This window comes from Haloplanus sp. GCM10025708, from assembly GCF_042663985.1.
Classification (GTDB): Archaea; Halobacteriota; Halobacteria; order Halobacteriales; family Haloferacaceae; genus Salinirarus; species Salinirarus marinus.
Genome location: NZ_JBHSZA010000011.1, coordinates 2,220,247 through 2,233,367, shown reverse-complemented (window position 1 = coordinate 2,233,367; position 13,121 = coordinate 2,220,247). Strand labels below are relative to the sequence as shown.

9 protein-coding genes, 1 tRNA gene and 6 pseudogenes are annotated in these 13,121 nt (G+C 68.1%); 13 read left to right on the top strand and 3 right to left on the bottom strand.

Annotated elements, in window-relative coordinates; genetic code table 11:
• Positions 1-16: 16 nt before the first annotated feature.
• The 10 genes and pseudogenes from rnz (at position 17) to ACFQJD_RS15645 (ending at position 10,106) form a co-directional block, all read left to right on the top strand.
• A pseudogene (rnz, locus tag ACFQJD_RS15690) lies at positions 17-939 on the top strand (ribonuclease Z).
• Positions 940-977: 38 nt separating this feature from the next.
• Positions 978-2,971, top strand: a pseudogene (locus ACFQJD_RS15685) (DUF460 domain-containing protein).
• A gap of 29 nt (positions 2,972-3,000) precedes the next feature.
• On the top strand, positions 3,001-3,540 hold the full coding sequence (locus ACFQJD_RS15680) for a DUF2391 domain-containing protein (protein ID WP_379799505.1): 540 nt from the start codon (positions 3,001-3,003) through the stop codon (positions 3,538-3,540).
• 46 nt (positions 3,541-3,586) lie between these two features.
• Positions 3,587-4,584 (top strand): annotated as a pseudogene (locus tag ACFQJD_RS15675) (tyrosine--tRNA ligase).
• Positions 4,585-4,650: 66 nt separating this feature from the next.
• Positions 4,651-4,941, top strand: a complete 291-nt coding sequence (gene eif1A / locus ACFQJD_RS15670) for a translation initiation factor eIF-1A (protein WP_379799503.1) — start codon at positions 4,651-4,653, stop codon at positions 4,939-4,941.
• A 34-nt stretch (positions 4,942-4,975) separates the two neighbouring features.
• The gene (rio1, locus tag ACFQJD_RS15665; protein ID WP_379799501.1) at positions 4,976-5,824 is read left to right on the top strand and encodes a serine/threonine-protein kinase Rio1; all 849 of its coding nucleotides are present in this window, start codon (positions 4,976-4,978) and stop codon (positions 5,822-5,824) included.
• Between the two features lie 40 nt (positions 5,825-5,864).
• Positions 5,865-7,166 (top strand): PQQ-binding-like beta-propeller repeat protein, encoded by a 1,302-nt coding sequence (locus ACFQJD_RS15660; RefSeq protein WP_379799499.1) that lies wholly within the window; start codon positions 5,865-5,867, stop codon positions 7,164-7,166.
• Between the two features lie 7 nt (positions 7,167-7,173).
• Positions 7,174-7,716: a KH domain-containing protein gene (locus ACFQJD_RS15655; RefSeq protein WP_379799495.1), complete on the top strand. Its 543-nt coding sequence runs from the start codon at positions 7,174-7,176 to the stop codon at positions 7,714-7,716.
• 169 nt (positions 7,717-7,885) lie between these two features.
• A pseudogene (gene thsA, locus ACFQJD_RS15650) lies at positions 7,886-9,551 on the top strand (thermosome subunit alpha).
• Between the two features lie 186 nt (positions 9,552-9,737).
• A complete protein-coding gene (locus ACFQJD_RS15645) occupies positions 9,738-10,106 on the top strand; it encodes a hypothetical protein (RefSeq protein ID WP_379799493.1) in 369 nt (122 codons plus the stop codon).
• A 365-nt stretch (positions 10,107-10,471) separates the two neighbouring features.
• On the opposite strand, the gene ACFQJD_RS15640 is transcribed toward ACFQJD_RS15645, so the two are convergent.
• A tRNA-Arg gene (locus ACFQJD_RS15640) sits at positions 10,472-10,546 on the bottom strand.
• A 24-nt stretch (positions 10,547-10,570) separates the two neighbouring features.
• Positions 10,571-10,966: a YccF domain-containing protein gene (locus ACFQJD_RS15635; protein ID WP_379799490.1), complete on the bottom strand. Its 396-nt coding sequence runs from the start codon at positions 10,964-10,966 to the stop codon at positions 10,571-10,573.
• A 78-nt stretch (positions 10,967-11,044) separates the two neighbouring features.
• On the opposite strand from ACFQJD_RS15635, the pseudogene ACFQJD_RS15630 reads away from it, so the two are divergent.
• Together ACFQJD_RS15630 and ACFQJD_RS15625 are read left to right on the top strand one after the other, a co-directional pair.
• Positions 11,045-11,610: pseudogene (locus ACFQJD_RS15630) on the top strand (AAA family ATPase).
• Positions 11,607-12,022: pseudogene (locus tag ACFQJD_RS15625) on the top strand (RNA-binding domain-containing protein). The pseudogenes ACFQJD_RS15630 and ACFQJD_RS15625 overlap by 4 nt, the downstream one beginning before the upstream one ends.
• A gap of 31 nt (positions 12,023-12,053) precedes the next feature.
• On the opposite strand, the gene ACFQJD_RS15620 reads toward ACFQJD_RS15625, so the two are convergent.
• Positions 12,054-12,572 (bottom strand): gamma carbonic anhydrase family protein, encoded by a 519-nt coding sequence (locus tag ACFQJD_RS15620; protein ID WP_379799488.1) that lies wholly within the window; start codon positions 12,570-12,572, stop codon positions 12,054-12,056.
• Positions 12,573-12,680: 108 nt separating this feature from the next.
• On the opposite strand from ACFQJD_RS15620, the gene ACFQJD_RS15615 reads away from it, so the two are divergent.
• Positions 12,681-13,112, top strand: coding sequence for a universal stress protein (locus ACFQJD_RS15615; RefSeq protein ID WP_379799485.1), 432 nt, complete (start codon positions 12,681-12,683; stop codon positions 13,110-13,112).
• The last annotated feature ends 9 nt before the right edge of the window (positions 13,113-13,121 follow it).

The following is a 13,121-nucleotide window of genomic DNA, read 5'->3' as shown; positions in this document are numbered from 1 at the left end:
CGACACAGCCTCCCGTATGTCTATGCGCGTGACTTTCCTCGGCACCAGTGGGGCCGTCCCGACGACCCAGCGTGCGCCGAGCGCCGTCCTCGTCCACCGCGACGGGGAGCGGTATCTGTTCGACTGCGGCGAGGGGACACAGCGGCAGATGATGCGCTTCGGGACGGGCTTCGACGTCTCTCACATCTTCGTCACGCATCTCCACGGCGACCACGTCCTCGGGATCCCCGGTCTGATCCAGAGCTGGGACTTCAACGACCGGACGGCTCCGCTGTCGATCCACGTCCCACCCGGGTCGCGCGCGGACGTCGAGGCCCTCGTCAACGCGGCCGGCTACCGCCCCGGCTATCCGGTCCGTATCCACGAGGTGCCCCCGGCGAGGTGGCACTCGACGCCGACGAGTTCGAGATACGCACGTTCCGCACCGAACACCGGACCCGGTCGACGGGGTACGCGCTGGTCGAGGCGGACCGCCCCGGTCGATTCGATCGCGGGAAAGCCGAGGAACTCGGCGTCCCGGTCGGCCCGAAGTTCGGCAAACTCCACGAGGGCGAACCGGTCGAACTCGAAGACGGGCGGACGATCCACCCCGATCAGGTGGTCGGCGAACCCCGGCCGGGCCGGACGTTCGTCTACACCGGCGACACGCGACCGCTGTCGACGACCGCCGAGGTGGCTGCCGACGCCGACCTCCTCGTCCACGACTGCACCTTCGCCAGCGACGAGGCGTCGCGGGCGAAACAGACCGGCCACTCGACGGCCCGCGAGGCCGGGGAGGTGGCCGCGCGCGCCGACGCGAAACGACTGGCGCTGACGCACATCTCCTCGCGGTACGCCGGCGACGTCTCCCACCTCGAACGCGAGGCGCGCGACGCCTTCGACGGCGACTGTTTCGTCGCCAGCGACGGCCAGAAAGTCGACGTCCCGTACCCCGAATAGCGCCGCTCGTCGGACGCCTCGCCCGGCGTGGGGTATTTATTTCCGAGACGCCTACGCCCGGGCGTGAACCCCGGACGAGCGCGCTCGATTCGCTCGTGTTCGGCGTCGACATTCAGAGCGGCGACGTTCGCGGCGACGCGCCCTCCTACGCCGTCGTCGCCTTCGACGGCGAACAGTTCGACCGCGACGTGGTCTCCTTTCGGAAACTGCGCCGCCTGATCGAGCGCGAGACCCCGGCGATCGTCGCCACCGACAACGTCTACGAACTCGCGGCCGACAAGGACGCCCTCGTCGGGTTCCTCCGCTGGCTGCCCGACGAGACGAAACTCGTCCAAGTGACCGGCGCGGAGCGACCGGAGTCGCTCTCGCGGGTCGCCTCCAGACACGGCGTCCCCTACGGCAAAGAGCCGATGGAGGAGGCGGAGGCCGCCGCGCGCCTCGCCGCCGCCAACGTCGGCCACGAGGTGTCCGCCTTCGCCGACACGACGACGGTGAAGGTGTCCCGCGGCCGCTCGACCGGCAAGGGCGGGTGGAGTCAGGACCGCTACACCCGCCGCATCCACGGCAACGTCAAGAGCGTGGCCCGCGACGTGGCGTCGAAACTCGACGACGCCGGCCTCGACTACGACCGCGAGGTGACCGAGAAGTACGGCGGCTACGCCAACGCCACCTTCACGGTCGACGCGCCTCCCACCGACATCCCCGTCTCGCAACACCGCTCTGGCGACACCCGCATCGAGATCGAACGCGAACGCCGGGACGGCATCGAATTCGAACCGCTCGTGAAGCGCCGCGATCCGGTGTTCGTCGGCATCGATCCCGGGACGACCACCGCCGCGGCCGTCGTCGCCGTCGACGGCGAGGTGTTGGACGTCCACTCGACGCGCACCGCCGACACCGCCGGCGTCATCGAGTGGCTCGTCGACCGCGGCCGACCGATCGTCGTCGCCGCCGACGTGGAACCGATCCCCGAGACGGTCGAGAAGTTCCGCCGGAGTTTCGACGCCGCCGGCTGGACGCCCGCCTCGGACCTCCCGGTCGACGAGAAGCTCCACCGGACGCGCGACGCGGCCTACGACAACGACCACGAACGCGACGCGCTGGCGGCCGCCCTCTTGGCCTTCGACGCCCACGAGGATCAGCTCGACCGCATCTCGGAGAAGGTGCCGCCGACGTTCGACCGCGACGAAGTGATCGCCCGCGTCGTCGCCGGCGAGGAGTCCGTCGAGGCGGTCCTCCGCGACCTGGACACCGACGAGAGCGAGGAGGAGGAGTCGCCGGACCACGACCCGCGGGAACTCACGGACGAAGAAAAGCGCATTCGGGAGCTGGAGACGCGGGTCGAGCGCCTCGAGTCTCACGCCGCGGACCTCAAAGAGACCGTCCGCGAGAAAGACGAGCGCATCGAGGAGTACGAGGCGGAACTCTCCGAGGCCCGGCGCGAGGAACGCCGCGAGGCCCGGGAACGACGGGAGGTGTCGCGCCTCGAACGCGAGAACGGTCGGCTCGAACGCGAACGCGACGAGGCCCGCGAACGGGTCGACGAACTGGAGGCGAAACTCGAACGGCTGAAGGCGCTGTGGAAGCTCGATCACTCGAACTTCGCCGACGTCTCCGAGGGCGTGATCTCGTCCCGGTGAAAGTCGTCGAGCAGTTCACGACGGACGCCATCGAGCGCGCCGACGAGCAGTACGGTCTGGTCGAAGACGACGTGATCTACCTGCGCGACGCGAGCGGAGCGGGCCAAAGTACGGCCGAACTGCTGTCCGCGAAGGCACCGCGGGTCGTCCTCCGCGACGGCAACCTCTCCGACGTCGCCGACGAGGTGCTGTTCGACCGCGGGATTCCGGTCGCGCCGGCCGACGACGTGACGATGCAGGAGGTCGACGAACTCGCGGTGGCCAGAGAAAGCGACGTCGAGGCGGCCATCGAGGACTGGAAGCGGCGCGCGACGGAGCGCGAACGCGAGCGGAAGACGGAGATGGTCGACCAGATCATCAGCGAACACCGCGCTGACGGCCGCGGCGGGTAGGTTTTGCGCGCGCCGCACGCAGACCCCCTATGGCCGCGAGCGACGAGGAATCGGACGTCACGGAGATCCGACAGGAACTCGAAGCGATAGCCGACACGCCGGAGGAACGCGAACGCGTCCGGGAGGCCGTCGAGGAGTTGACACAGAGAGGCGTCTTCGGCCGCGTCATCGTCGGCTTCGACCGGGGCGACGTGGCGGAGGCGTTGCTCGGGAGCGTCGTCTTCGGCATTCCGATGCTCGTCGAAGGCGGCACGCAGGAAGTCGGCCTCTTCCTCGCCGACCACCTCCTCGCCATCGAGGCGACCCTCGCCGCCACCGTAGCGATGGTCGTCGGCATCCTCTACGTCTCGGACATTCAGGACGTTCGCATTCACGAGCCGTTTTTCGGCTTTCTCCCCCGGCGTCTGGTCGGCGTCCTCGGCATCTCGTTCGGGACGGCACTCGTCATGATGACGCTCTGGGGTCGCACCGACTGGAGTACGCCGTGGGTTGCGTTCGCACAGGTCACCGTCGCGTTCGTCCCCATGGCCATCGGAGCGTCGCTCTCGGACATCCTTTCCGGGACCTGAACGCCCATCCAGAAGTCATATCCCGAACCCCCTGTACCTCTCGTGTATGGACGCCTACGAGCGGATCACTCGCAACGCCTCCGAGGTGGTCACCGAGGAGGAGGTACGTACGCTGGCCGAACAGCCCGACGAGAAGCGGGCGTACGTCGGTTACGAACCGTCGGGTGTCCTCCACATCGGCCACATGCTCACGGCGACGAAACTCATCGACTTGCAGGAGGCGGGCCTCGACGTGACGGTGTTGCTCGCGGACGTCCACGCCTATCTCAACGACAAGGGGACGTTCGAGGAGATCCGGGAGACGGCCGAGCGGATGAAAGCCCAGTTCCTCGCGTACGGCCTGGACGAGGAACAGACGGAGTTCGTCCTCGGGTCGACGTTTCAGTTCGACCGCGAGTACGTCCTCGATCTGCACGCGCTGGAGCTGAACACGACGCTCTCGCGCGCCGAACGCGCCATGGCCGAGATCCAGAGCGGGGAGTCGGTGAAAGTCTCACAGGCGGTCTACCCGCTGATGCAGGCGCTGGACATCGTCTATCTCGGCGTCGATCTGGCCGTCGGCGGAATGGAACAGCGGAAGGTCCACATGCTCGCTCGCGACGTCCTGCCGGCCATCGACGAGGCCCCCCGACGTGCTTGCACACGCCGCTCATCGCCGACCTGGCGACGGGCGTGGGGAAGATGTCCTCCAGCGAGGGCGTCACCATCTCGATGGAGGACTCCCGCGCCGACATCGAGGAGAAGGTGAACGCGGCCTACTGCCCGCCGACGCGCGACCCCGAACCGGACGATCAGGGGCGGGAACGCGAGAACCCCGTCCTCCAGATTTTCGAGTACCACGTCTTCCCGCGGTTCGAGACGGTGGTCGTCGAGCGCCCCGAGGAATACGGCGGCGACCTCACCTACGACGGCTACGAGTCGCTGGCGGCGGACCTCGAATCGGGCGACCTACACCCGGCGGACGCGAAGGGGGCCCTCGCCTCCTACCTCGACGGCCTCGTCGCGCCCGGGCGCGAGAAACTGCGCGAATTCGAGGGCCGCTGACGGCGTCGCGCGTCGATTCCGGCGTACGCCGGCGGCTTTAAACATCGCGGCATCCAACTGGCACGTATGAGCGAAAACGAGCGTGACGGGCGCAAGGACCTCCGTATGCCCGACGAGGACGAGGTGTTCGCCATCGTCACCAATATGCTCGGAGCGAACCGCGTGAAAGTACGCTGTGCGGACGGCACGGAGCGGACGGCACGCATCCCGGGGCGGATGCAAAAGCGCATCTGGATTCGCGAGGACGACGTGGTGCTCGTCGAACCGTGGGACTGGCAGGACGAGAAGGCCGACATCACGTGGCGATACGAGAAGGCGGACGCCGACCAACTGCGACGGGAGGGCCACATCGAGTGACGGTGACGCTCGTGGCTCCGGCCGGTGACGCGCCATGACCGAGGAGTTTGAACTCGTCGAACCGGACGCCGTCGAGGGCGTCGGCGACGAGTGGGAGGAGATCGACGTCGCCGACACCGAGGCGGACCGCATCGCCCGCCGACGGGACCGCGAGTTCTCGGAGTTTCGCAAACGGCTGAAAGACGCCGACCAGTTCAAGGTCGAACAGGCCGTCTTCGACGACGCCACGTTCGCCGCCATCTACAAACTCGTCCAGGACGGCTACATCGATGCGTTCGGCGGCCCCATCTCCACCGGCAAGGAGGCCAACGTCTACGAGGCCCTCGGCGGCGAGGACGAAGACGTCGCGGTGAAGATCTACCGCATCAACGCCTCGAACTTCCGGCAGATGCGCGAGTATCTCGAAGGCGACCCGCGCTTCGAGGGAATCGGCTCCGACAAGAAACAGGTGGTCCTCGCGTGGACGAAAAAGGAGTTCGCCAACCTCCAGCGGGCCAAGAAGGCGGGCGTTCACGTCCCCGAACCCATCGCAGTCGAGCGAAACGTGCTGGTGATGGAACTCGTCGGACTGGTCGAGGACCGGGCGCGCCGCCTCGCCGAGGTTACCGTAGAGAACCCCGAAACGGCGTTCGAAGTCGTGCGCGAATACATGCGGCGTCTCTACTCTGCGGGCCTCGTCCACGGCGACCTCTCGGAGTACAACCTCATCGTCCACGAGGGCGAACTGTACGTCATCGACCTGGGGCAGGCGGTGACGGTCCACCACCCGAACGCCGACGAATTCCTGCGTCGCGACTGCCGAAACGTCGCGAAATTCTTCTCGCGGAAAGGACTGGATTTCTCGGCGGACGACCTCTACGACTTCGTGACCGGCGAGGACTGACAGAGCGAACGGCTAAGTGGGGCCGGACAGAGATTCCGGTATGCAGCGACGGGCGCTACTGGCGACGCTGGGGCTACTGGGGACGGGCGGTTGTCTCCGCCTCCAGCAGGCCGATGTATCGGGCACAGGGACACCGGGTGAGACGGGTGGGTCGGCACAGCCGTCGGGGAGCGACACGGCGTCGAACGCGGGAGATGCATCGGCCGGTACTTCGTCGGCTGGCACCGCGAGCGACGGCACGGGCACCGACGAACGCGGCGTGACGCTCACGGAGGCGTGGACGGCCGACGAGGGTGCCGAACACGTCTGGACGGACGCGTCGACGTTCTTCTTCAGTACCTACGCGGAGGCCGGGGCGGCCTCGGTCGCCGACGGTCTCCGGTGGGACGCCGACGCGACGTCGGGTGAGGTAGACGGGTCATCCGTCGAAACCTTCGCGCTCGACGACGAACGGGCGGTGTTCGGCTTCAGTCCGGACAGCAACGGCGACGCGGGGGCGTACTTCTGTGCGTTCGACCGGGCGTCCGGCGAGAGACTGTGGACGCTCGACGCGCCCGCCGACGGCGCTCACCACGCGGCGGAGGGAGCGGCGCTCGTCGACGGGACGGCCGTCGTCGCCGCCTCCGACTACGGGTCCCAGAGCGACCAGGATCCCCTCGTGTACGGCGTGGACGCGGCGACGGGCGAGGAGCTGTGGCGGACCGGGACGCCCGACGTCCCGGCCGGCTTCGTCTCGAACGTCGTCGCCCACGGCGGTGCGGTGTTCGTCGTCTTCGGCTCCCAGGGCGCTCGCGTTCTCGACCCGTCGACGGGGTCGGTGACGGCGACGTACGATTCGATGTGGACGGAGATGTGGACCGGCTACGCCCACGGCGGGACACTGTACGCCGCGTGGGACGGTGAGGCCCTCGCTTACAGCCTCGACGACGGGTCGGAGAAGTGGTCGGCGTCCAGCGGCGGCGGCAGGGGGCGAATCCCTCCCGCCGTCGACGACGGTCTGGTCGTCTTCGGGACGAAGACGTCGTTCGTCACGGCTTTCGACGCCGAATCGGGCGAGCAACGCTGGCAGAAGCGCACCGCCGACCCGGTGTACGGCGTCGCGCTCTCCGACGGCTACGCGTGGGCGATCGACGAGGGGGCGTTCTCACCGGCTTCGCACGCGACGACGGGACGAAAGTCCACGAGTCAACCCAGGGCGACGCCGACAGCGACGTCGCCGCGGCGGACGGCGTCCTCCTGGTCGGCGGAGAGACGGCGAACGCCTACCGCGTCGAAGATAGCTGAATCGGCCGACGAGGGGTTCCAGACGCCGAAGGAACGCTTAAACCGCTCCGGCAGGTAGCCAACGTATGCAGCACGTGAAGGTACCGCAGGACCGCATCGGCGTCCTCATCGGCGAGGGCGGCGAGACCATGCGAGAAATCGAACGGGAGGCCGAGGTCCGACTCGACATCGACTCCGAGAGCGGGAGCGTCGCCGTCGAGCAGGTGGGCGACCCCGTCACCGGCATCGTCGCCACCGACATCGTCCGCGCCATCGGCCGCGGGTTCACCCCCGACTCCGCGCTCTCGCTTCTCGACGACGAGATGCGGATGTTCGATCTCATCGACATCGAGGAGGTCGCCCGGAACAGGAACGATCTGCAACGACACAAGGGCCGGCTCATCGGCGAGAACGGCCGCACGCGCGAACTGATGGAGGAACTCACGGGCGCGGAGGTCGTCATCTACGGGACGACGCTCGGCATCATCGGCCAGCCCGAGGAGGTCCAGGCAGTCCGTCGCGCAGTCGAGATGCTTCTGGACGGCGCGCCCCACGGGGCCGTCTACTCCTTTCTCGAACGGAAACACAACGAACTCACGCAGGGGTTCGACGTCACTCCCTCGCGCTGAGTTCCGCCGGACCGCCCGTTCACCTTCCCCGTCCCGCGACTCGCCCGTTTCGACGGCGTAATCCCGCGACGCCGGGCCGGTGGGGGAACGCCCCGATCCGAAGCATTTTTATAGAATCACAATCAATCCGAGAGTGATTATGTCTCAGCGAATGCAGCAAGGACAGCCGATGATCATTCTCGGCGAGGACTCCCAGCGCACACAAGGGAAAGACGCACAATCGATGAACATCACGGCCGGAAAGGCCGTGGCTGAGGCCGTACGCACCACGCTCGGCCCGAAGGGAATGGACAAGATGCTGGTCGACTCCTCGGGCGGCGTGGTCGTCACGAACGACGGGGTCACCATCCTGAAGGAGATGGACATCGACCACCCCGCGGCCAACATGATCGTCGAGGTCTCGGAGACCCAGGAGGACGAAGTCGGCGACGGCACCACCTCCGCCGTCGTCGTCGCGGGCGAACTCCTCGATCAGGCCGAAGAACTTCTCGACTCGGACGTTCACGCGACCACCATCGCGCAGGGCTACCGCCAGGCCGCCGAAAAAGCGAAGGAAGTCCTGGAGGAGAACGCCATCGACGTCTCCGAGGACGACCGCGAGACGCTCGTGAAGATCGCCTCGACGGCGATGACCGGCAAGGGCGCGGAGAGCGCCAAAGAACAACTGGCCGACCTCGTCGTCGACGCCGTCCTGGCCGTGCGTGACGAGGACGGCATCGACACCGACAACGTCTCCGTCGAGAAAGTCGTCGGCGGTGCCATCGACAACTCCGAACTCGTCGAAGGCGTCATCGTCGACAAGGAGCGCGTCAGCGACGGCATGCCCTACGCCGTCGAGGACGCCGACATCGCGCTCGTCGACGGCGCGATGGAGGTCAAGGACACGGAGATCGACGCCGAGGTCAACGTCACCGATCCGGACCAGCTCCAGCAGTTCCTCGATCAGGAGGAGAAACAGCTGCAGGGGATGGTCGACCGGCTCGTCGACGTCGGCGCGGACGTCGTCTTCGTGGGCAAGGGCATCGACGACATGGCCCAGCACTACCTCGCCAAAGAGGCATCCTCGCCGTCCGTCGAGCGAAAGACAGCGACCTCGCACAGCTCGCCCGCGCGTCGGGTGGCCGCGTCGTCGGCAGCGTCGACGACATCACCGAGGACGACCTCGGCTTCGCCGGCTCCGTCGCCCAGAAGGACATCGGCGGCGACGAGCGCATCTTCGTCGAGGACGTCGAGCAGGCAAAATCCGTCACGCTCATCCTCCGCGGCGGCACGGAACACGTCGTCGACGAAGTCGAGCGGGCCGTCGAGGACTCGCTCGGCGTCGTCCGCACCACGCTGCAGGACGGGACGGTCCTGCCCGGCGGCGGTGCGCCCGAGACGGAACTCTCGCTCGCGCTGCGCGATTTCGCCGACTCCGTCGGCGGCCGCGAGCAGCTCGCCGTCGAAGCGTTCGCTGAGGCGCTCGACGTCATCCCGCGCACGCTCGCCGAGAACGCCGGTCTCGACCCCATCGACTCGCTGGTCGACCTGCGCTCGCGCCACGACGCCGGCGACTTCGGTGCCGGCCTCGACGCCTACACCGGCGACATCATCGACATGGAGGAGGAGGGCGTCGTCGAGCCCTCCGCGTGAAGACGCAGGCCATCGAGAGCGCCACGGAAGCGGCCGTCATGATCCTCCGCATCGACGACGTCATCGCTGCCGGCGACCTGAAAGGCGGCGGCACCGACGAGGACGAAGGCGAGGAGATGCCCGGCGGCCCCGGCGGCGGTATGGGCGGCGGCATGGGTGGCGGCATGGGCGGTATGGGCGGCGGCATGGGCGGCATGATGTAAACTCGGCCCCCGACGCCACCACACCCCCACCGTTCGACCCCTGCACCGCTCGCTAATCGTCGGCCCTACGCTCCGTTTTTCTTCGACTATCCGTGTAGCCGACGCTCCGGTACGCGAACGCGTAACGTAGCCGGAAAATGTGTCACTTTCCGACACTGATTAGCGTCCCGTCACCTATTGTCGGCTATGATCGACCAGTCCAACCTCGATTCGGCGACGCTGGCGGAACGACTCGCGCTCCTCGGCGTCGTTGCGGCGTCACGGGACGGGACGCCGGTGAATTCCGCGGACGTGAACGCCGTCTGTGACGGCTACCTCGACGCCGTCGACGGCGACGTCCTCGGCGACGTCTCCGAGGGCGAGGTCATTCGCGCGCTGAACCGACTGGAAGCGGACGGCTTTCTCACGCAGGAACGCGTCGACGGAGCGTCGGGCGTCGGCAAGGGTCGTCCCGCCTACGCGCTGGCCGGCGACGCCGACGAACTCCTCGACGCACTCGCCGAGGACGGCCGGGTTGCGGGCGTCGTCTCCCGCGTCCGGGGACTTCGAGAGTAACGAAATTCGCCGGGAGTGGCGGCGGAGGCGGTGCCGTGGCGGAGGCGGTGCCGTGGCGGTGGCGGAGTGCTGTTGCGGAAATCACTCCGGCGTTGTACCGCGAGCGACCGGAGGGAGCGAGCGGCTTTTGGTCCAGATTTTTTCGCCGAGCGGTGCGCTCGCGCACCCGAGGCGAAAAAGGTGGACGGGCACGATGGGATTCGAACTACGCCGTCGGCTCGCTTCGCTCGCCGCCGTCTACTTCGAATCCCGGTGCCGTTACTGCTCACTTCGTTCGCAGATAACGGGCACGATGGGAGTGAGCGAACGCTCCGCGTTCGCGAACTACATCGTGGCCGTGAGCGAGGAGCGCAGCGACGAGCGAACGGGCACGATGGGATTCGAACCCACGACCGTCGGATTAGAAGTCCGACGCTCTATCCGGACTGAGCTACGTGCCCCGACCGGATCCACGCCGGCAGGATTCAAAAACCGTGTGACTTCCCCTTCCCGTGGAATCGGTAGAGCGAGGTGACGTAGGGCAGGCGGTTGAACATCCAGAACGCTATCGGAAGGCCGACGACGGTCACCGCGAAGAAGGCGGCGACGGTGGCCCAGAGCCACCCCAGCCACCAGCCGACGAGGACGACGTAGACGGCGCGGACGAGCAGCGACCGCTGACCGCGGACCGTGTCGGGCGCGGTCAGCGACCGCGGCTCTTTCAGCGAGAGGACCGTCGGAACGTGGTTGACGAGTTTGACGCCGATAGGGAGGCCGACGATGGTGGCCATACACAGCCACGCGACGTGGACGACCAGCGACGTCGCCCACCAGCCGACGACGACGAACCAGAGTGCGCGGGCGAGCAGCGAGCGGGACACGGCCGAGCCACGCGCGGCGCGGTCAAAAGGGTGATGCGAACGGCAAGCCTAAGGCCGCTTCGGCGGTAAGGAGGAGTAATGAACGTAATCGGGACCGTCGGCCTGCCCGGAAGCGGGAAAGGCGAGGCCGCGGCCGTCGCACGGGAGGAGGGCGTCCCCGTCGTGACGATGGGCGACGTCATCCGCGAAGCGTGTCGAGAGCGGGGGCTCGATCCGTCGGAACACCACGGCGAGGTGGCGCGGGAACTCCGCGAGGAGGGGGTCCCGCCGCCGTGGCCGAGAAATCCCTCCCGCACATCGAGTCGGCGCTGTCGGACCACGACACCGTCCTCGTCGACGGCCTGCGCTCGCCCGCCGAGGTCGAGTGCTTCGAGGAGGCCTTCGGCGACGACTTCGTTCTCGTGAGCATCGACGCGCCGTTCGAGGTGCGAGCCGAGCGCCTCGCCGAGCGGGGGCGCGACGCCACCGACGCCGACGTGACCGCCCTCGAACGCCGCGAGGAGCGCGAACGCGAGTTCGGCATGGACGCGGTCATCGACCGCGCGGACGTCCACGTCGAGAACGCCGGGTCGCTGTCCGAGTTCCGGGAGCGCATCCGGTCGCTCCTCCACGACGACCTGACCGCACGGGAGGGAGAGCGATGATATACAGCGTCGACGTGCGCGTGGTCGCGCCCGTCGAGGACACGGAGGTGACGGCCCGCGTCGCCGACGCCGTCCGCAACCTCTTCCCGACCGCCGACCTCACGGAGGAACCCGGTCGGATCGTCGCGGAGACGCACTCGCTGGACGGGTTCTCCGAGCGCCTCCACGAGCAGGAGATCCTCGACACCGCCCGCCGGGAGTTCCGCCGCCGCGCCGACGACGACGGGTTCTCGTTCGCGCTGAAAAAGCAGGCCGCCTTCGAGGGCGTCGTCAACTTCTCCGTCGGCAACCCGGACGAACTCGGCGACATCGAAGTCCACGTCACCGTCCGCGACCCGGACGTGGAGACGCTCGTCGACTACGTCGCGCCCCCACCGAGGAGGGCAGACCCGTCGAACCCGACGAGCGGTGACCTCTCCACGTCCGGCGGTCGACCCCGGCCGCTAGTCGAACAGGTCGTCGTGACGGGCGGCGAGGTCGGTGTAGCCGCCGGAGTGGTACGCCTCGAATATCTCGTCGGGGTCGATCGTCGTCTCCGACAGCGGCGTGACCTCCGCGGGGACGCCCCTGGCGAACGATTCGTCCGGGACGTCGTAGCCGTCGGGGACGACGGTCCCCGAGGCGACGATGCACCGGGTGCCGACGGTCACGTCCGCGTTGAGCGTCGCGTTGAATCCGACGAGCGTCCCCTCGCCGACCCGCGCCTCGTTCAGGACGGCCCCGTGACCGACCATCACCCGGTCGCCGACGGACGCCGCGTGCAGGACGGCGTTGTCGCCGACGTGCGACTCCCTGCCGATCCGGACGGGCGCGACGTCTCCCCGGAGGACGACGCCCGGCCACACGCTCGCGTCCGGGCCCACGGTCACGTTCCCGACCAGCGTCGCGTCACGGCTGACGCAGGCCGCCTCGTGGACGTTCGGCGTTCGCCCCTCGAACTCGTACTCGCGGCTGTCGACCATAGGTCCCGTTCGGTGCGCGGCCCCGAATAGTTTGCTCCGATGACACGAACTCGGTCGCCCACGTCCGTAGGTCGCACCGATTTATCGCTCGCTCCCGACGATCCGGACGTGTTCGACAACGTCCTCTTTCCCACGGACGGGAGCCTCTGGGCCGAGGCGGCTACCGACTACGTCCTCGACGTCGCCGCGGCCCACGACGCCACGCTGTATGCCCTCTACGTCGTCGAACCGCGCGTTCCGCAGGCGTCGCTCCGGGAGGTCGTCGTCGCGCAACTGACCGAGGAGGGCCAGGCCGTCGTCGACGACGTCGCCGAGGCGGCCCGCGACCGCGGCGTCGACGTCGAGACGGACGTCGTCCTCGAACACGAGTCGGTGGCGACGACCGTCGTCGAGTACGCGCAACGGCGCGGTGTCGACCTCGTCGTCCTGCCGACACACGGCCGGCACGGACTCCCGGAGCGCGTCCTCGGGAGCGTGACCGAACGCGTCGTCAGAACCTCGGACGTGCCGGTGTTGACGGTCCGCGTCGACGTCGAGTAGTCCCCGCAG